The sequence below is a fragment of the Bacillus sp. UMB0893 genome, assembly GCF_002858905.1.
Classification (GTDB): Bacteria; Bacillota; Bacilli; order Bacillales; family Bacillaceae; genus Bacillus_P.
The window spans coordinates 428,428-447,206 of sequence record NZ_PKLB01000001.1 but is presented as its reverse complement, the minus strand read 5'-3'; the positions used below and the strand labels follow the sequence as shown (position 1 = coordinate 447,206).

Here is an 18,779-nt window from a genome sequence, read left to right as displayed (position 1 = left end):
TCTCTCCTTAATCCGTATGAAGTGCGATGGCTTTTCTGACATCTCCATCCGCACGATTTAATAGCTCTTCAGCCTGTTCCAGCGCTATTTGCGCTTTTATCATCACAATTGCGGGTTTTACTTTAAGTCTGGCTTTATCAAGTGTTTCCTTTGCAAGCTCATATTCAGCACCAGTGACTGTCTGTATAATACTGACGGCTCGCTCCTTCAGCTTATAATTGCTGACATTTACATCCACCATGAGATTTTCATATACTTTTCCAATTCGGATCATTGTTGCAGTAGAAATCATATTGAGCACCATTTTATGAGCCGTTGCAGCTTTCATTCGAGTCGAACCTGTTACAACCTCCGGACCGACGACAACCTCTATGCCAATATCTGCAGCTTCGGATATCCGTGCATTTTTATTGCATGAGAGCGCAATTGCTTTAGCACCTTTTTCTTTTGCGTACCTGAGTGCACCAATGACATATGGAGTTCGCCCGCTTGCGGCAATTCCAACAACCGTGTCATCAGCTGATAGATTAATATTTTTTAAATCTTCAGCTCCAGATTCTTCTTTATCCTCTGCTCCCTCTACTGCACGGACAAAAGCTTTCTCACCGCCTGCAATGATTCCGATGACCGTTTCAGGAGAGGTGCTGAACGTTGGCGGACATTCTACAGCATCCAGTACACCCAGTCTTCCACTTGTTCCAGCACCAATGTAAATTAATCTTCCTCCCTTCTTCAGCGATTCAACTGCACATTCAACCGCTGCCTTAATTTCCGGCAGCACTTCCTGCACAGCAACCGCCACTTTCAGATCTTCGTTGTTCATCATTGAAAGAATTTCGAGTGTGTTTGCATTGTCAATATTCATAGTTTGTTCATTTCGCAATTCTGTCGTTAATGAACTCAGTTGTTTTTCCATAAACGGGTAAAGCCTCCTAATGATCGAATTCTCAATTTTCAGTATATTATATTATAAACATAATTTCAATTTATTCTTTTAAATAATGAAATTATGTTTCAAATTATATGCATAATGATAGCGCTTTTATGACTATGCTACAAGAGGAAATTCAGCAAACCAGGAAAAGAACATCCAAATAATCAGTTCATTCGGCATACAAACTCTCATCACATGTGTTTGCAATTAATTAATATGGCATTTTGTTTCAGGCAGGAATCCGAATTAATAGTTCATTAGAATGATTTTTTCAATTTATGAAAAATAGTTTTTTTCTGTGTACGGGGTTTCGAGTAATAATATATTAAAAACCATCCTTCTTGCCCTATTTCTATTTGCACTTGGCCATTGGCATCATCTCGCAGAGAGAAAGCGCTTAACTCAGCTTACTGAAGCAACCTCAAATAAACAATGTCCTGCTTATTATCGAAAAAACGATCCTTATTCTCCTTCAGCAGTTTCTTATGATCCGAAATACCGGTTTTATTAACCGAACGGCAAACCCAAAAGAAAAACAGCCCAGGATCCAAATCCCAGGCTGCTGCTTTCTATAAAACATTTTTCTGCTTTGCTTCTGTAATCCATTCAGGAAATTCATTTAATAACTGATCGTACAGCTGCTCATCAGTCGTAGCATCGATGTCTTGAACGTGAAAGAAATTTGCATTATCAATAAATCTGCCTTCCATCGTGTCCAGGTTTTCAAGCACTTCAAAATTGGAGCTGCCCACACCGACGAACTGCCAGAAAATTGGTTTGTTTGACGAGGAGACAACAGGCTTCTTGATCGTTCGCTTGCAGCCCCCATCGTTAATAAAAACAACAAAAGCAGGATCTTTACTTGGCTCTTCCTGCAAATATTTCTTCATAACATCGTACATCACAGGCGGTTCATCATTGCGGCCAAATTTATGTATGCTTTCATTTTTTAAAATCCGCAAGTTCACGTAGTTTTCAAAATCTCTCTCCGTAACGGATGGAAGCCGTGAAAATTCATTATCATACACCCAAATATCAAGCATCCCATCATCATCAAACTGACTGGCAACTGCCAAAATCCGTTCAACCACTTTTTGAACAGATCCATTTTTATAGAGATTTCTCATCGAACCCGAAATATCAAGAACTAGTCCCACTCGGGCTACAACACCGGTCAGCTTCTTTTTCTCAAGAACAATGCCGGCAGTTTTTTTCATTAGATTGATAGAGCTCAACTGTTTTTAGTCCCCTTTAAGTGAAAGATAGCCTCTTAGACATCCAATCCATAATTTCTGCAAAGTGCTGCAAGTCCTCCGGAAAATCCGCTTCCGATCGCATTGAATTTCCAGTCTTGTCCGTGTTTGTATAACTCACAGACAACAACTGCTGTTTCAACTGAGAAATCTTCACCTAAATCGTAGCGAAGAACTTCTTCTGAGTTATCTGCATTCACGACACGCACAAAAGCGTTGGATACTTGTCCAAAGTTTTGATGGCGTCCTTTTGCATCATGGATTGTTACCGTTATTCCGATCTTTTCGACGTGAGAAGGCAATAATGAAAAATCAATGATCATCTGCTCATCATCTCCGTCCCCTTCTCCAGTACGGTTGTCTCCAGTATGCTCAACTGCTCCGTTCGGGCTTTTTAAGTTATTGTAAAAAACAAATTCTAAATCATTTTGAACTTTACCGCTCCCATCTGCAAGAAAAGCAGAAGCATCCAAGTCAAAATCCTTCCCGCCTGAATACTTATTCGTATCCCAGCCAAGTCCAATGATTACCTTAGTTAAACCAGGATTCGTTTTTGTAAGATCAATACGCTGTCCCTTAGATAAAGAAATTGACAATGTCATCACCTCGTTTAATATTTTCCAAAAAAGGAAGTCTGCTTCTATTGTACTACGAATCTAATTAAAAAAAAGTTTCAAAAGAAAGATTGTCCGATTTTTTAGATCACATTGAAAGTGGAATCACGTTTAAGATTAAAGCGAGAGTGGAACGTGTTAAGTACAATCAATTAAGGAGGCTAACCATGCAAGAGCATAAATTGTATATTAACGGTGAATATATAAATTCCACATCTAATGAAACAATTGATGTCATCAATCCAGCCACTGAAAAGGTAATTTCAAAAATACCAGCAGGCACTGAAGAAGATGCAAACAAGGCCATTGAAGCTGCTTTTGAAGCGCAGAAAAACTGGGAAAAGACTGCATCAGCTGAAAGAGGAAAAATCGTCGGCAGGCTTGGAGATAAGCTAAAAGAAAGACGTGAAACTTTTATAGAACTGCTTAGCGAAGAACAAGGGAAGCCGTATGAACAAGCAAGCGGCGAGGTTGATACGGCCATTGATTACTTTTCTTATATGTCTGAATGGGCCCGCAGAATCGAGGGAGAAATTATTCCGAGTGATCGCACGAACGAGAATATCCTGATGTTCCGAAAGCCAATTGGAGTTGTAGCAGGAATTGTGCCTTGGAACTTCCCTGTTTTTATTTTGGCCAGAAAAGTGGCAACCGCGCTCATTACTGGATGTACAATTGTCCTAAAACCGAGTCAGCAAACTCCGAATACTGCGGCAGAATTTACAAAAATCATTAATGAAATGAAGGAGATACCAGCAGGCGTCTACAATTTCATCACAGGCAAGGGCTCAACGATCGGCAAAGTGATGGCATCCCATCCGAAAGTCGGGATTGTGACGATGACCGGCAGTGTAAAAGCCGGTACAAAAGTTATGGAAGCTGCCGCTAAAAACATTACAAAGGTTAATCTTGAACTTGGCGGGAAAGCACCAGCCATTGTGACGAAAAACGCCAATCTGGATACAGCTGTAAATAGCATCAAAACATCACGAATTACCAATGCGGGACAAGCCTGCACAAATGCAGAACGTGTTTACGTCCATGAAGACGTTGCAGAAGAATTCATTGAGAAAATGACGCAAGCAATGAAAGATACCAAGCTTGGCATGCCAAATGATAAGAATGCCGAAATGGGACCCCTTGTTAGTCAAGACCGTTTGGATGTTGTGGATAACATGGTACAAAATGCGGCTAACAATGGAGCTAAAGTGCTGACAGGAGGCAAAAGAGCTTCCATGACCAGCGGCTTCTTCTATGAACCAACTATTATTACAAACGTTAAGCAGGGCTCTGAAATCATCCAAGAAGAGATTTTCGGACCAGTTTTGCCAATCATGACATATAAGACTCTTGATGAAGCCATTGAACTAGCTAACGATTCCGATTATGGACTATCTTCCTCTATCTATACAGATAACGTCCATGAAGCGATGCGAGCTGCAAATGAACTTAAATTCGGAGAAACTTTCATCAATCGGGAAAACTTTGAAGCGATTCAAGGCTATCACGCCGGTGTCCGCAAATCAGGACTCGGCGGTGCAGATGGAAAACATGGCATAGAAGACTTTACCGTCACACACGCTGTATATATGCAGTACGATGAGAATAAGCAATAAGCTAAAAAGACAAAGTGCCCGAAGATTGATTTTCGTGCACTTTTTTGTATGCAGTGACTAAAATGGTCTTTTTCTAGCTGCACTTGGCCATTTGGTATTATCCACGCTGGACACAATTGCACATTTAATAAAAAGAAATGTAACAATTTATAATGAAATATGCTTTTTTGCAGTTCTATTCCATCGTGAGATTCCTGCTTACTTTCCAATATCATAGAAATACTTTCTATTCTGCGGAAAATACCTTCCAAACTTGCTGAATACTTTCCAAATCATCCTGAATACTTTCTTTTTTCCATAAACCTCCTAATATAATCCGTGATGGCCTGTTTCTAGCCGCACTTGGCCATTTTGCTTTTAACATAATTACAAGTTCTGCCCGCTTTGTTCGATTTTAAAGTCTATTTTCCGTCAATCGCCAATACAGATAATATGAAGAACAAATGAAAGGCTGATGACAATGACTGATGAAAAAACACAGCAATATGATCTTGAAAAAAAGCTGGATGAACTGAATAAAAAGCTTGATAGCCTCGAATCAAAAATGAACCGAAAGCCCAGTACGTTCGGGCAAAACGTATGGGTTCTTATTCCCGTTGCGGCAATTATCATGTGGGGATTAGCGAATATTTTTTAAGAAAAACGGCCATGAGAATTGGCCGTTTATTTCTTGCTTCGCACCATTTCAGCCACTTTCCAAAGAACGGCAGCAGCCGGCACATTGAGCATTTTACGCACAAAAGGTGAGCCCGTTGAAACCGGACTCACCTTTTTTATTTTGATGTATTGAAGAACCTTGAAATCCCGATTCCAATTGCTTTCTTGAGTCTGAATTGATCCAGGCTTCTTTTCAGCTTTTTCAATTGGATGCTGGTCCCCTTTAATTTGAATGCTTCAGCCGTTAACTAGCGGACTTCAAGCTGTAAGCTGTAAGTTTCACCTCGGAATAGTCCTCATAAAAAGAGCAATCTTTTATCATTGATTTTCCAGTTTCAACATATACCTTAATCATTACGAATAAAGGAGACGGTAATGTGGAAGGACAAGTTCGGCTGCTGCCTCATAAATATGGACCTATTGTCAAAAGTGTAAAAGCTATTTCTGAAGGGGTTGCTATGATAGGTGCTCCTAAGCTTTGGGAACAGGGTATTCAAGGGAAAGGAATCACGATTGCCGTATTAGATACTGGCTGTGATGTGACTCACCCTGATCTACGCGGAAAAATTGCAGGAGGACGGAACTTTACTACTGATGATAACGGAGACCCTAATCGTCTGACAGACTATCACGGTCATGGTACACACGTATCAGGGACGATTGCGGCGGCTAAAAATGTAGGCGTTGCACCCCAAGCAAAGATTTTGGTAGTAAAGGTACTTGCAGGTGAGTCAGGAAGCGGAGAGTATGCATGGATCACGAATGGAATTTTGTATGCGATTGAACAGAAAGTGGATGTCATCTCAATGTCACTTGGCGGACCTTCAGATCATTCGGAACTTAGAAAAGCTGTCCGAAAAGCCGTTGCCAGTCAGATAGCGGTAGTCTGTGCCGCTGGAAACGAAGGCGACAATGACGGCAGCACACCTGAGTTTTCCTACCCTGGTTCTTATAATGAAGTCATTTCTGTCGGATCTGTCGGATTCGAAAAAAAATCATCCTACTTTTCAAACTCCAATAACGAAATTGACCTTGTCGCACCAGGCGAAAAAATTGTTTCAACCATTCCCGGCGGCGAATATGCAGCTTTCAGCGGAACTTCCATGTCGACACCTCACGTCGCAGGAGCCATTGCATTAATTAAACAGTTTGAACAGCAGGAATTTGACAGAAAATTCACTGAAGCAGAAGTTTACGCCCAATTAATAAGAAGAACTATTCCATATGGCAATCCAAAAACCCAGGAAGGAAACGGTCTCGTCTACTTGACTGCTCCTGATTTGCTTAGAGAAAGTGTCATTAAAAAGAATCTTATCGATTGAAAAAAAGAGCCAGCACCAATTTTAGGTGTGATGTGACCCCCAAAAGTTAAAGTTTTATATTATGCTGCTAATTGGCTGGTGTGGATACGGTATTGAACCGGACTCATGCCTGCCAATTCAACGGTACCTTCACCTGAAACGCCGTTAAAAACAATTTCCATGGATGAAGGCTCCTTATCAAATTCAATGGAAATCTCGCCGCTTGTTGCCTCAGCATCAATGTTTCCTGTTAGTTCACTATTTTCTATTAATATGTCTCCTGATGAAGAATCTGCCTTTAGATTGCCTAAAGCTTCGCTGATTGTAATATCACCAGAAGAGGTATCTAGTACCGTTTCTTTTCCTTGCTGATCACGAATTGTTAGATCCCCGCTGTTTGTTTTTAATTCAAAATCCTCTGCAGAATTCTTTAGAGATTGAATATCCCCGCTTGAAGTTTTCAACATCATGCGTTCGGCCGATTTTGAATGTTCCAGCGCAACATCGCCTGAACTAGAATTCAGAACAACTTCTTCTTTCGCTTGCAGGTCAGTTCCTTTAATATCTCCAGATGATGATTTTCCATGAATTTTGTCAAATACTCGTTCAGGTAAATACACCTCAACATTTGTGTCTACAATATTGATTCCAAAATTGAATTCCAAACGGTCTTCTCCAGATAGGGCGATTTCAAGGGTATCCCCTTTTTCTTCCACTTCTAATTGTAAACGATCTTTGTATTTTTTGTTTACTTTTCCATTCAGCTCAACTTTTATATCCTCATCGGATGTTTGATGAAAAGTAAGATCAGCAGACGATAGAGCCACTTCGATGTTTTTTATTTCTTTATTGGAAATTACTTTTTCATCAAATACTTCTTTGGCGTTAAAATTAAATCCGCCTGCAGCGCCGGCTGCGGCAACTGTTCCGGCAATTCCTGCTGCCAATAATATTAGTAAACCATAGACAAGTTTTTTCATCCCGCTTTATCCCCTTTAACCATTCTCAAATTAAATTTAATGTATCTCAAAATTAGATAGTAAAAATACTTGCCGACGTAAATCATCCCAATGCTCATTAACAATCCTGAACTTACTAGTGTTAGAGAAACAAAGAAGCTAAACGCGAAGGTTTCAGTGCTGTATCCCATTAATGAAGATGCTATAATTCCCAGTGGTGAAAGAGTCAGCGCGATTGATGTTACACATAGTGCCAAATACGTTCCCAAGAGTGCTGCAACAGGGCCGACAATGAACACAATGTTGAAAAAGCTTAAACTGATTGCGGCAAAGATGGCCCGAAACATGTTTGTGGCTGTTTGATCGGTTTCAGCCTTGCTGATTAAGTAGTCTGCAAGCAATTCTCTCGCAATCACATTTGGATCGCCAAGCTCTTCTGCAAGCTCTTTTTCACTTCTGCCATCGGCGCAGCCAATTTCGAAATGCTCCTGGTAATCGTAGAGCATTTCCTGCCTTTCTTTTTCTGGAACTCTGCTGAGCAGCGAGTTCAATGTTTCTAAGAATTCATTATTGATCATGTTTTGAACCCTCCTCAATAAATTGATTAACTGCAAATGAAAACTGCTTCCATTCTTCAACAAGCAAATTCATATTTCTTCTTCCTTTTTCAGTCAGTGAGTAATATTTACGAGGCGGTCCTTCATTCGATTCAGCAAGGTACGTTGTCAAATACTCTTCTTTTGTTTGCAAGGTACTGAACAAACTATTTTTTCTTTGGACTTTTCAGAAACATAAAAATACCCTGAACAATGAAAGTTATAAAACTTCCTCATTCGGGGTATTTAATCTCTTTGTCATTTTGTCAGCATCTGCAGAATCATTTTTGCATCCTTTTCTTTTACATTCATTTCATTTGCAAGCTTTACAGGATTGTCAGCGAGTGAAGGACTTTTTTTGATAGCTGCAAGTGATTGATAACATAAACTGATTGGCGTATTTTCTACGCGTGTACTGATGATTCTGCATACACCGTTTTGTTTGGTTTTGATTGCCCCATACTGTTCTAATTGTTCCATTTTTTGCAGCGCAGATCGCTTTGAAACACCAAGCTCGACTGACAGTTCACGAATCTGATATGCCACATTTCCATCTGTGTCTCTTTTCATAAGCAGATAGCCCAGTATTTTCGAATATAGTTTTGTAAGATTCAATAATGCTTGCTCATTTATGTTCATGATTTGGCCACCTAATCCAATCTGTTACAGATAAGTATACATATTGTCTTAGTGCAAATGTTTCATATTATTGTTTTGTAATATAGATATCATTATTTTGTTATATTTTTGTGAGTTTTTAGGAGGTTTCTTCCCCTTCATATTGAACATAAATAAAAAAGGAACAGAAATTTCAGGTAAATCTGAAAATAATGATTGAAGAAAGTGGAACATGAGTTATAATTTAATGAATAAAAGCATAAAAGCGTAAAAGCATGATAAAAACGGGGGGCATAATCATGAACTGGAAAACAAAGTTTGGAATGAGTATGGCAATTGCTGGACTGTTAATTTCTGCAGGCTGCGGTTCAAAAGAAACAGCAGGCGATTCAGGAAATGAAAAGACTTATCAAATCGGGGTCACACAAATTGTGGAGCACGCTTCCTTGGATGCAGCACTTGAAGGATTTAAAAAAGCCCTTGAAGAAAAAGGACTGAACGTCGAATATGATGTTCAAATTGCAGCCGGTGATCAGAATAACAACCAAACCATCGCAAGCAATTTTGTCGGGGATGACGTTGATCTCATTTTCGCAAATTCTACACCAAGTGCTCAGAGCGCATTAAATGCGACGAAAGATATTCCGATTGTGTTTACTTCTGTTACAGATCCAATTGGTGCAAAACTTGTCAAAAGCTTTGAAGAGCCTGGCGGCAACATTACAGGCACAACAGATACTCATCCTGATGCGATTCCAAGTACGATCAAATTCATTGATGAAAATCTTGATGGTAAAAAGGTCGGCATGATTTATAACTCAGGTGAACAAAATTCAGTCGCTCAAATCGAACTGGTCAAAAAAGCAATGAAAGATACGGATTTGGAAATCGTTGAAGCCTCTGTCTCTACCTCAGCAGAAGTCAAACAAGCTGCTGAATCGCTTGTCGGAAAGGTCGATTCGTTCTATATCATTACAGATAACACTGTTGTATCAGCTTTAGAGTCAGTTGTATCTGTAGCTGGTGATGAAGATATCCCTTTATTTGTTGGAGAGCTCGATTCTGTGGCCAGAGGCGGATTTGCAGCATATGGATTTGATTACAAAGACATCGGCTATGAAGCAGGATTAAAAGCGGTCAGCATTCTAACAGGGGATAAAGAAGTAAGTGAGATTCCTGTCGATTACCCCCAAAAACTTAAATTGCAAATCAGCAAGAAAGCTGCTGAAGCCATGAATGTTGAAATCAAAGAAGAATGGGACGATGCAGAAATTATAGACTAAGGAGGATCCATCATGTTTACCGCACTTTTCTCATCCGTAGAATCCGGACTTATCTACGCCATAATGGCGCTTGGTGTTTACCTTTCTTTTCGAATATTAAATTTTCCTGACTTAACTGTTGACGGAAGCTTTGTAACTGGAGCAAGCGTCTGTGCTGCTTTGATCATAAACGGAGTAAATCCATTTCTCGCTACACTTGCAGCATTGATTATCGGTTTTGCTGCAGGCTGCTTGACTGGAATCCTTCATACAAAAGGAAACATTAATCCATTGCTTGCAGGAATTTTAATGATGATCGCCTTGTATTCTATTAATCTGCGGATCATGGGACAGTCAAATGTCCCTCTTCTTCAGGAAAGTACGGTCTTTACAGTTTTGCTGAATGGCTGGAATCAGCTCGGCATTGATTCATTTATGCAATCATTATTCATATCCATAGGTCTTTCTGGCTTTGTTCCAAAAACGTGGTCAGTTCTTGCAGCTGCTCTGGTTATTATTGTTTTGATCAAGCTTGTATTGGATTATTTCCTGAAAACAGAAATTGGGATCGCCATCCGTGCTGTAGGGGATAACGAAAAAATGATTTCGAGTTTTTCAGCCAACACGGATTTATTAAAAGTCATCGGTCTTGGCATTTCAAATGCACTTGTTGCTTTTTCAGGTGCATTCATTGCACAGCTAAACGGCTTCAGTGACGTTGGCATGGGTATCGGAATGATCATTATCGGTCTTGCATCGGTCATTATCGGAGAGGCGCTGGTTGGAACGAAAACCATTATTCGGGCTACACTTGCTGTCATTATCGGAGCCATTCTTTACCGAATGATCATTGCCCTTGCCCTTAGAGTTGATTTCCTTGAAACCGGAGACATGAAAATGATTACTGCCTTAATCGTCATTGCAGCGCTGGTCGTCCCGCAGCTGCTGGCCAAACAAAAGGAAAAACGGAAAAAAGCCTTGCGAAGAAAGAGTGGTGTTCGAGTTGCTTGAGCTGAAACAGATTGAAAAAGTATTTAACGAAGGCTCTCCCGATGAAAAGAAGGCACTCAACTCCATCTCTCTTTCTCTTAAAAAAGGAGACTTCGTGACTGTGATCGGCAGCAATGGCGCCGGGAAATCGACATTGCTGAACGTCATTTCAGGCAGGATTTATCCTGATGACGGCGATGTTATCATTAAAGAAAAAAACGTAAGCTTCGTTCGTGAACATAACCGCTCTAAATATATCGGACGTGTTTTCCAGGATCCTATGGCTGGAACGTCTCCAACACTAACCATTGAGGAAAATCTAGCTATTGCCTATTCTCGCGTTCATAAACGTTCATTAAAACCTGGCGTTACCGCGAAAAGAAGAGAATTTTTTAAAGAACAGCTTACATCACTTGGACTTGGCCTTGAAAACAGATTGTCTGCAAAAGTAGGTCTGCTATCTGGAGGCGAAAGGCAAGCTCTCTCCCTGCTGATGGCGACTTTTACACATCCAGACATTCTGCTGCTCGATGAACATACCGCAGCACTCGATCCATCAAGGGCTGAGCTTATCACACAACTCACGAAGAAACTTGTTGCGAATGGAAGTCTGACAACTTTGATGATTACTCACAACATGCAGCAGGCAGTCGATCTTGGCAATCGATTAATCATGATGGACAATGGCCGCATCATTTTTGAAGCTGAAGGCGAGCAGAAGAAAAAACTCACTGTTCCTTCACTATTGAATGAGTTTGGTAAGATTAAAGGAAATGGACCGCTTTCAGATAAGGTAATGCTCAGTTAAAAAGAATTAGGATTAACTACCTTCCTTTAGTGGTAAATGCATACTAAACACCCTAAAGGAGATGGACTAAGATGGAACAAGAAAAACGAACCTATTTCGTCAATATCGCCAGTGGAGAAATCTTAGAAAACCCAGTAGAATCCATTCCCAGCTTTAAAATCCTTGCGAATCAATCTGAGCTGAATGAGCTAAAGTCCTTTTACAGCGAAAACAGTACAGCTGATTTTCAAACCTTTCAGCGTGCACAGGTGCCATTTCGCGAATATCATCATGATCAGGAAAACAAAGATTATGATGATACTCTGAGGAAGATTTTTGCGATGATTTATTTGCTTGGGGATGAAGAAGCGAAACGTCACATTGAAGAATACGGGATTTTAGAGGATAATCACTCTAACAATCCTGATGAAATTAAAAATTTCAAATGAAAGCCACCCGTGAGAGAACGGGTGGTTTCCTCTGTGGCTGAAAGTCTTTTACTGAATGCCATCTGCTTATTTCCTTTTGTTTTTCTATCCTTTTTTTCAGCTAATGGATCTATATATGCTTACATGCGGATGGAAATGGTACATGGATTTCAGTTTATCCGGTTTCTAGGGCACCATTTGAATGGAATAGCTAAGATATTGCTTTGCGAACCAAATATATTTAAGCACCTAAGAAGAGTTTTTTAGCTGAAAGCTTTTGAAACCCTAGACCTAGCTTAGAGTTTTCATTTCGCAAAAAAGGTCCATTACAAGGTAATGGACCTTTGATTTTTCTAACTAATGGATTCAAGCTCGTCATATAAACGCTCGATCTGCTTTTCTTTTTCTTCTTTGCGTTTGTTCAGCTCCATCAGTTCTCCCAAATCAGATAAAGCCTGCATCTGATTTTCAAGGCTAAATAATTCGTTTTCGAACTGTTCTATTTGTGATTCTATATCCGGCGGTGAAATATGCTTCGATTGGTTTGGTTTTTTCAAGTCATTTTTAGGCACCAATGTCTTTGGAATCTCTTTTTCAGACATGTTCGGCTTCATCTTTTCCCGGGCCCAAGCATAATGACCATTAAATGAATAAAGCTGTTTTTGATAGATCCAATACGTTTTTGAGAAAAGTTTATTCAGGAAATAACGATCATGGGAAACAGCGAGAATCGTGCCGTCAAACTGTTCAATCGCTTCCTCCAGGACTTCCCTTGAGTCGATATCCAAATGATTGGTCGGTTCATCCAGAATGAGAAAGTTGAGATCCTTCTGCATCAGCTTAGCTAGCTGAATCCTCATTCTTTCTCCCCCGCTCGTATTTTTCATCTTCTTGAACACGGCTGGGCCGTAAAATAAAAACCTCGCTAAAATATGTCGGGCATCATCCTCTGTCACCACAATATCTTCCCTGAAATAATCAATGATTGAGAGGTCTGAGTCTGGAAGTATGATTTGCTGAGAGAGGTACCCTATTTTCACATTGCTTCCAAGCCATACCCCAGCTTCATCAGGCTCTTGCTCCCCCATCACCAATCTTAACAGCGCTGATTTTCCAGATCCATTCTCCCCGACAATGGCAGCCCTGTCCTTGTATGAAAGCTGCATGCTGACATTATGAATGACTGATTTGCTTCCAAAGCTTTTTGAGACATTTTCTAGAGTAAGAACTTTTTTGCCGCTTCGGTCCGTCCCCTCAAAATGCAAATCCATCTTTCTGTGGTTAAGGATGGGTTTTTTCAATTTCTCCATGCGTTCAAGCGCACGCTCCATATTTCGTGCCCGCTTATGAAGACCTTCGTTCGGCGGATTAGCCTGGTTTGCCCATTCCCTCAATCTTTTTATCGCTTCTCTCATTTTTTTCATTTTCTTTTGCTGATCCTGATAGGCCTGAAACTCAGCCATCAGCCGCTTTTGTTTTTCAGCAATGAAACCTGAATAATTATGATGGTAAACTGTGACTTCACCATCTTCCAGATCAATAATTTTTGTAACCACTTCATCCAGAAATGCCCGATCATGCGAAATCACCACGACTGTCCCCTTATATTCCTTCAGAAAGTTTTCCAGCCACTCAACAGCTGCGATATCTAGATGATTGGTCGGTTCATCAAGCAGAAGAAGGTTTGGTGCCTGGAGCAGCATTAACCCGAGTGATACTTTTGTTTTCTCGCCTCCACTTAGTGTTTCAAAATCTGCATCCAATAGCGGCTGCAGCTGCAGACCATTAGCGACAGCACTTATTTTTGCATCCATTTCATACCCGCCAAGATTTTCATAGTTCTCCTGACAAATGCCATATCGTTCAACAGCTTTCTCCAGAAGTATTTGATCCTCCGTTTCAGACATCTCTTTCTCAAGAACGGCAAGCTCGGCTGATAATTCAATTAACTCAGCAAATGCCTGTCTTAAAACCTGTTCAACTGCAGTACCTGAAGGAAACATCGGGATCTGGGCAAGATAGCCAACCTTCATTCCTTTTCGTATCGAAATGGTTCCTGCGTCGGGATGCTCGATTCCTGATATGCATTTAAATAATGTTGTCTTCCCCGTTCCGTTTCGTCCGACAAATCCAATTTTTTCATTCTCATTTATTTCAAACGAAAGATTTTCAAAAATAAGCTGACTTCCATATGATTTTGCTACTTGGTGGACTGAACAAATTGTCATAATAAAAACCCCTTTCAAATATAAAAATGCTGTGTTCGCATTGATTGTTGCATTGCGTATAGTTATTGCGCACGCACAAAGTTCTCGGTCGTGCTCTTTTCCTCTTATTTCAAGATACATGACTATTTTGAACCCAGTAAATACTGTAAAAAATCCAAAACCCGCTTTTTTACTAACTAGCTCTAGCAACCATTTTTACGAAAAGAGACTATAAAAAAGACCAGAACGAAGCAGTTTCCTGCCTATCCTGGTCAATCAGAAAAGCGGAACCGCCTGCAGCTCCAAAATACTTAAGAGTTGGGCGGTACTGCCATATATGACAAAAAAACGGAGAGCTAATAAGCGCCCTCCGCATCATCCCTATTGATTAATGGATAAGAGAATCTTCTTAACGTTTGATTGTGTCTATGCAATTTGTAAAAAAGGGCATACGTATCCCGTTTACCGCAATTGCATGAAAAATTGCACGACATAAATAAAGGTATGACAATACTCTACCGTGCGACACTTTCAAACTCATCTCTGATCCACCTCCGTCCCATTAGTTACATCTAGTATAACCGATGACTGTCAAAATTATCAATCAATTATTTCAAATACATTTATTTGTATTATTTGGTAAACATATATGTGACATAAAGGAGGGATTTACTTTGAAAAATCAAAGCTCTAAGCTTCCCAAGATTCCAGAGCCATACTGGAGAGATACCGTTCAGCTGCCAACTCATCAAAAACTTGCCAAGAATTTGAACGTGGATGTGGCGATTGTTGGAGGCGGAATAACCGGCATAACTGCTGCCTATTTGCTTTCAAAAGAAGGATTAAACGTAGCATTAGCTGATTCAGATGTATTGTTAAATGGGACTACTGGTCATACAACTGCAAAAATAACGGTTCAGCATGACATCATATATGATGAACTCATTCAGCACTTTGGAGCAGAGCAGGCTAAGCATTACTATGAAGCGAACTTGAGCGGCCTTGAATTTATCAGGAAAACGGTCAACGAAAAAAACATTGAGTGTGACTTTACGACAGAAGATGCGATCCTTTACGCTGTGTCTGATGAATCGATGAAAAAATTGCTTAAAGAAAAAGAAGCATACGAAAAACTGGGCATTCCTTTTGAATTTACAGATAAGATTCCGCTTGATATCGAAATGCAAGGTGCACTCATCGTAAAAAATCAAGCTCAATTTCATCCGCTGAAATATTTACATACTCTGGTTCAGGAAATGTCTCAAGCTGGTGTTCAAATCTTTGAAAAAACAGTGATTATTGATATGAAAGGAACCGAGGATGAACCTAAGCTGATCACGAATGAAGGATTTGAAATCACCTGCCAGCATGTCATCTCTGCATCACACTTTCCTTTTGTTGATGGATCTGCATTTTATTTTGCGAGAATGTATGCAGATCGTTCTTACGTAGTAAGTGCAAAAACTTCGAAGCCTTATCCTGGCGGTATGTTTTTAAGTGTCGACGAGCCTAAACGATCTCTTCGTTCAGCAACCGATAATGGGGAAACCGTTGTGATTATCGGCGGCGAAGGACATAAAACAGGACAAGTCAAAGATACTGCAAGGCTTTATGAAAACCTTGAGTCCTTTGGGGAAACTGTTTTCGGACTAAATGAAATCACACATAAGTGGTCAGCTCAGGATTTATTCACACTTGATAAAGTGCCATACATTGGAAACCTCACTTCAAACCATAAAAACATTTATACAGCAACAGGCTTTCATAAATGGGGAATGACAAATGGAACATTTGCAGCCCTCATGCTGAGAGACCTGATTGTAAAAAAAGAATCACTGTACCTTGATCTCTTTACACCTTCACGCTTTCAATCAGATCCAAGTGTAAAAGAGTTTTTAAAACAAAATGCTGATGTTGCCAAGCACTTAATTTCCGGGAAGATCAATCCTCCATCTAAAAGGCCCCAAGACTTAAAAGCAAATGAAGGCAGTCCGGTTATATTTCAAGGAAAACGGGCTGGGGCGTATAAAGATGACAAGGGCGTACTTCACCTTGTCGATACAACGTGCACTCATTTAGGCTGCGAGGTCGAATGGAATAACGGCGACAGAACATGGGACTGCCCTTGCCACGGATCCAGATTTTCATATAGCGGAGATGTGATTGAAGGACCTGCAGATAAACCGTTGAAGGTGCTGGATGCTGAATTACAATAGGCATGAAAAAAGGACAAGAGGTTCCACTTGTCCTTTTGATTATGTATAGGGGAATGGATCTTTTAAGCAAATGTATACCCTTATTAAATCCTTATTTATACCTTTTTAACAAATTCGGATTTTAATTTCATAGCTCCAAAACCATCAATTTTGCAATCAATATCATGATCTCCATCAACTAAACGTATACTTTTTACTTTTGTACCTATTTTAATTACAGATGAAGTTCCTTTTACTTTAAGGTCTTTGATGACTGTTACAGAATCGCCATCGTTTAAGACATTTCCATTTGCATCTTTGAAGATTTTTTTATCTTCTTTCTCAGTTTCTGATTCTGCTCCCCATTCATGAGCACACTCCGGGCAAACAATAAGGCTTCCATCTTCGTACGTATATTCCGAATGACATTTTGGACAATTTGGTAATTCATTCATCATTTCTTTCCTCCAATCGTTCTTGTCAAGTTATTCATATTATTTACCGAACGGGCAATTTTCTCACCGCATACGTCTTCTTAAAGATAGGCTGTTTTCGCATTAATTGTTGTTTTTGGATCATAAACTTTTTCCGTGGATTTCCGCTGCAGGCACTTGCTTTCCGCTGGGAGGGATGGGAGCCTCCTCGGGTATGCCTGTGGGGTCTCCCATTCCCTTCTATTTCCCGCAGGAGTCAAGTGCCTTCCACTACAATCCACTAAATTTTTTAACCATTTTTTCTTAAAGCAACAAACTTTACGAAAAGAGCCTAAAGAAATAACGATCCGGCAAGATTACACTTATTTAGACACAAAAAAAGACCCCCGGCAAGGGAGTCCTTTCGTTCAATTACTTTTGAACGTTAGCTGCTTGTGGTCCACGAGCGCCTTCAACGATTTCGAAAGTAACTGTTTGGCCTTCTTCTAAGCTTTTGAAGCCTTCGCCTTGAATAGCAGAGAAATGTACGAATACGTCTTCTTGACCTTCTGCTTCGATGAAACCGAAACCTTTTTCTGCGTTAAACCATTTAACTTTACCTTGTAACATGTGTGTATCCTCCTAGTGCGTAATCCGCACAATTGTATTACTATCCCTGCTCTACATAATATTCTTCAAGACGAGTGCCTTTTTAATCATATTACGAACAAAAATAATTACTCTTAGTATACCAAATTCAAGGTTGTCCCGCAACCGTTTCTCATATTTTTTTAGGCTTCATGCTGCCTTTTCAATTTCTTAGAAATGTGTCGCTTTTCTTACAATTTCTGATTCTGCTGTCCATTTACTCTCTAAACATATTAAGATGGAGATTCATGCATTATTTGTGGGTTCCTATTGAAATCAGTCTGTCGACATTTTTTCATTTAGCTGATAATGGCCGGATATTGGGCATTTGGCCGGAATTTCCTCGAATTTGGCCGAATTCATTCAGATATTGGCCGAATTATTTGGACTTTTGGCCGAATTCATCAAGATATTGGCCGGAATACCTTTTCTTTCTGAGATTTACAATAACCCCTCGCTTTTATAAAACTATCTTTTGAAGATTGCAGGTGTGGACTATCTTATACTATCGGACACTGAGAAATCATGAAAAAAAGCCATGGGTGACGTTTATCCACGGTGCAGGCGGAAGTTCTGCAATATGGTACAAACAAATTAGAGAGTTTAAAAGCCAGTTTAATATTTTGCTTATTGATCTTCGCGGGCATGGCAAATCACAAAAAGGCATGTGGAATAAGGGTGACGGCTTTGAAGAAATTGCCCAGGAAGTCATTGATGTACATACTCATTTGAAAATAAGTTCTTCTCACTTTGTCGGCATCTCGCTTGGTACAATCGTCATCCAGTCTATTGCAAGACTGCAGCCATTCCTGCTTTCGTCAATGCTGTTAGGCGGAGCCATAACGAAGCTGAATGCCTTCACCCGGTTTTTACTGATCCTCGGAAATATCGGGAAACGGATTTTGCCATATATATGGCTGTATTCTTTCTTTGCATGGATTATCATGCCATATTCACATCATAAAGAAGCCCGCTCTATGTTTATTTCCCAGGCGAAGAAAATGTGTCAAAAGGAGTTTATACAATGGTTCTCCTTAACACGTTACGTGAATCCTTATTTAATTGAGCTGCAGAAGGATTTCCACGGGATTGCGACACTCTTTATAATGGGTGATGAAGACCACTTGTTTTTGACTGCAGTTAAAGAAATTGAAGCTTCACATAAAGAAGTCAAAGCCATTTACATAAAAAGTTCAGGCCACGTCTGCAATATCGATCAGCCTGAACAATTTAATACAGCAGCGATTCAGTTTATAAAAGAAAAAAACTCATTAAAGCTTGTTATCTAAAAAAACGCTTGG

At 40.0% G+C, this 18,779-nt stretch carries 21 protein-coding genes and 1 pseudogene; 10 read left to right on the top strand and 12 right to left on the bottom strand.

What is annotated here, in order from left to right; genetic code table 11:
- Positions 1-7: 7 nt before the first annotated feature.
- On the bottom strand, positions 8-916 hold the full coding sequence (gene murQ / locus CYJ36_RS02290; RefSeq protein ID WP_101564384.1) for an N-acetylmuramic acid 6-phosphate etherase: 909 nt from the start codon (positions 914-916) through the stop codon (positions 8-10).
- Between the two features lie 316 nt (positions 917-1,232).
- On the opposite strand from murQ, the gene CYJ36_RS23975 reads away from it, so the two are divergent.
- Positions 1,233-1,445, top strand: a complete 213-nt coding sequence (locus CYJ36_RS23975) for a hypothetical protein (protein WP_219621055.1) — start codon at positions 1,233-1,235, stop codon at positions 1,443-1,445.
- Between the two features lie 58 nt (positions 1,446-1,503).
- Here the strand turns inward: CYJ36_RS23975 and CYJ36_RS02285 are convergent, their stop codons facing one another.
- Together CYJ36_RS02285 and CYJ36_RS02280 are read right to left on the bottom strand one after the other, a co-directional pair.
- A complete protein-coding gene (locus CYJ36_RS02285; protein ID WP_101564381.1) occupies positions 1,504-2,169 on the bottom strand; it encodes a vWA domain-containing protein in 666 nt (221 codons plus the stop codon).
- 35 nt (positions 2,170-2,204) lie between these two features.
- Positions 2,205-2,783 (bottom strand): TerD family protein, encoded by a 579-nt coding sequence (locus CYJ36_RS02280; RefSeq protein ID WP_101564379.1) that lies wholly within the window; start codon positions 2,781-2,783, stop codon positions 2,205-2,207.
- A 185-nt stretch (positions 2,784-2,968) separates the two neighbouring features.
- Between CYJ36_RS02280 and aldA the strand changes: the two genes are divergently transcribed.
- The gene (aldA, locus tag CYJ36_RS02275) at positions 2,969-4,417 is read left to right on the top strand and encodes an aldehyde dehydrogenase (RefSeq protein ID WP_101564376.1); all 1,449 of its coding nucleotides are present in this window, start codon (positions 2,969-2,971) and stop codon (positions 4,415-4,417) included.
- A gap of 226 nt (positions 4,418-4,643) precedes the next feature.
- Here aldA and CYJ36_RS23970 read toward each other — a convergent pair whose 3' ends face one another.
- Positions 4,644-4,781 (bottom strand): hypothetical protein, encoded by a 138-nt coding sequence (locus tag CYJ36_RS23970; RefSeq protein ID WP_219621054.1) that lies wholly within the window; start codon positions 4,779-4,781, stop codon positions 4,644-4,646.
- 96 nt (positions 4,782-4,877) lie between these two features.
- Between CYJ36_RS23970 and CYJ36_RS23365 the strand changes: the two genes are divergently transcribed.
- Together CYJ36_RS23365 and CYJ36_RS02270 are read left to right on the top strand one after the other, a co-directional pair.
- Positions 4,878-5,054, top strand: a complete 177-nt coding sequence (locus CYJ36_RS23365; RefSeq protein WP_257962368.1) for a hypothetical protein — start codon at positions 4,878-4,880, stop codon at positions 5,052-5,054.
- A gap of 397 nt (positions 5,055-5,451) precedes the next feature.
- The gene (locus tag CYJ36_RS02270; protein ID WP_180850015.1) at positions 5,452-6,396 is read left to right on the top strand and encodes a S8 family peptidase; all 945 of its coding nucleotides are present in this window, start codon (positions 5,452-5,454) and stop codon (positions 6,394-6,396) included.
- Positions 6,397-6,455: 59 nt separating this feature from the next.
- On the opposite strand, the gene CYJ36_RS02265 is transcribed toward CYJ36_RS02270, so the two are convergent.
- The 4 genes and pseudogenes from CYJ36_RS02265 to CYJ36_RS02250 all read right to left on the bottom strand — a co-directional run bounded on the left by CYJ36_RS02265 (position 6,456) and on the right by CYJ36_RS02250 (position 8,569).
- Positions 6,456-7,355 carry a DUF4097 family beta strand repeat-containing protein gene (locus CYJ36_RS02265; protein ID WP_101564374.1) on the bottom strand — a complete coding sequence of 300 codons (900 nt, stop codon included), beginning with the start codon at positions 7,353-7,355 and terminating at the stop codon, positions 6,456-6,458.
- Positions 7,352-7,912 carry an HAAS signaling domain-containing protein gene (locus CYJ36_RS02260; RefSeq protein WP_101564372.1) on the bottom strand — a complete coding sequence of 187 codons (561 nt, stop codon included), beginning with the start codon at positions 7,910-7,912 and terminating at the stop codon, positions 7,352-7,354. The genes CYJ36_RS02265 and CYJ36_RS02260 overlap by 4 nt, the downstream gene beginning before the upstream one ends.
- Positions 7,902-8,078: pseudogene (locus tag CYJ36_RS02255) on the bottom strand (PadR family transcriptional regulator); the annotation flags it as partial. The pseudogene CYJ36_RS02255 and the gene CYJ36_RS02260, both read right to left, overlap by 11 nt.
- 110 nt (positions 8,079-8,188) lie before the next feature.
- Positions 8,189-8,569, bottom strand: a complete 381-nt coding sequence (locus CYJ36_RS02250; protein ID WP_101564367.1) for a hypothetical protein — start codon at positions 8,567-8,569, stop codon at positions 8,189-8,191.
- A 278-nt stretch (positions 8,570-8,847) separates the two neighbouring features.
- Here CYJ36_RS02250 and CYJ36_RS02245 point away from each other — a divergent pair, with 278 nt between their 5' ends.
- From CYJ36_RS02245 to CYJ36_RS02230, 4 genes are all read left to right on the top strand, one after another.
- A complete protein-coding gene (locus tag CYJ36_RS02245) occupies positions 8,848-9,831 on the top strand; it encodes an ABC transporter substrate-binding protein (RefSeq protein WP_101564365.1) in 984 nt (327 codons plus the stop codon).
- Between the two features lie 12 nt (positions 9,832-9,843).
- Positions 9,844-10,821, top strand: coding sequence for an ABC transporter permease (locus CYJ36_RS02240; RefSeq protein WP_101564362.1), 978 nt, complete (start codon positions 9,844-9,846; stop codon positions 10,819-10,821).
- Positions 10,814-11,608 carry an ABC transporter ATP-binding protein gene (locus tag CYJ36_RS02235; RefSeq protein ID WP_101564358.1) on the top strand — a complete coding sequence of 265 codons (795 nt, stop codon included), beginning with the start codon at positions 10,814-10,816 and terminating at the stop codon, positions 11,606-11,608. Before CYJ36_RS02240 ends, CYJ36_RS02235 begins: the two co-directional genes overlap by 8 nt.
- A 71-nt stretch (positions 11,609-11,679) precedes the next feature.
- The gene (locus CYJ36_RS02230) at positions 11,680-12,036 is read left to right on the top strand and encodes a hydrolase (protein ID WP_180850013.1); all 357 of its coding nucleotides are present in this window, start codon (positions 11,680-11,682) and stop codon (positions 12,034-12,036) included.
- A gap of 332 nt (positions 12,037-12,368) precedes the next feature.
- Here CYJ36_RS02230 and abc-f read toward each other — a convergent pair whose 3' ends face one another.
- Both abc-f and CYJ36_RS24610 read right to left on the bottom strand, forming a co-directional pair.
- Positions 12,369-14,243 (bottom strand): ribosomal protection-like ABC-F family protein, encoded by a 1,875-nt coding sequence (gene abc-f / locus CYJ36_RS02225; RefSeq protein ID WP_101564357.1) that lies wholly within the window; start codon positions 14,241-14,243, stop codon positions 12,369-12,371.
- Between the two features lie 388 nt (positions 14,244-14,631).
- On the bottom strand, positions 14,632-14,763 hold the full coding sequence (locus CYJ36_RS24610; RefSeq protein WP_308315254.1) for an RAxF-45 family protein: 132 nt from the start codon (positions 14,761-14,763) through the stop codon (positions 14,632-14,634).
- Positions 14,764-14,896: 133 nt separating this feature from the next.
- Between CYJ36_RS24610 and CYJ36_RS02220 the strand changes: the two genes are divergently transcribed.
- Positions 14,897-16,438, top strand: a complete 1,542-nt coding sequence (locus CYJ36_RS02220) for an FAD-dependent oxidoreductase (RefSeq protein ID WP_257962367.1) — start codon at positions 14,897-14,899, stop codon at positions 16,436-16,438.
- A 95-nt stretch (positions 16,439-16,533) separates the two neighbouring features.
- Here the strand turns inward: CYJ36_RS02220 and CYJ36_RS02215 are convergent, their stop codons facing one another.
- Positions 16,534-16,872: a zinc ribbon domain-containing protein YjdM gene (locus CYJ36_RS02215; protein WP_101565614.1), complete on the bottom strand. Its 339-nt coding sequence runs from the start codon at positions 16,870-16,872 to the stop codon at positions 16,534-16,536.
- A gap of 390 nt (positions 16,873-17,262) precedes the next feature.
- The gene (locus CYJ36_RS02205; RefSeq protein ID WP_101564354.1) at positions 17,263-17,460 is read right to left on the bottom strand and encodes a cold-shock protein; all 198 of its coding nucleotides are present in this window, start codon (positions 17,458-17,460) and stop codon (positions 17,263-17,265) included.
- Positions 17,461-17,966: 506 nt separating this feature from the next.
- Here CYJ36_RS02205 and CYJ36_RS02200 point away from each other — a divergent pair.
- The gene (locus CYJ36_RS02200; RefSeq protein WP_308315253.1) at positions 17,967-18,767 is read left to right on the top strand and encodes an alpha/beta fold hydrolase; all 801 of its coding nucleotides are present in this window, start codon (positions 17,967-17,969) and stop codon (positions 18,765-18,767) included.
- The last annotated feature ends 12 nt before the right edge of the window (positions 18,768-18,779 follow it).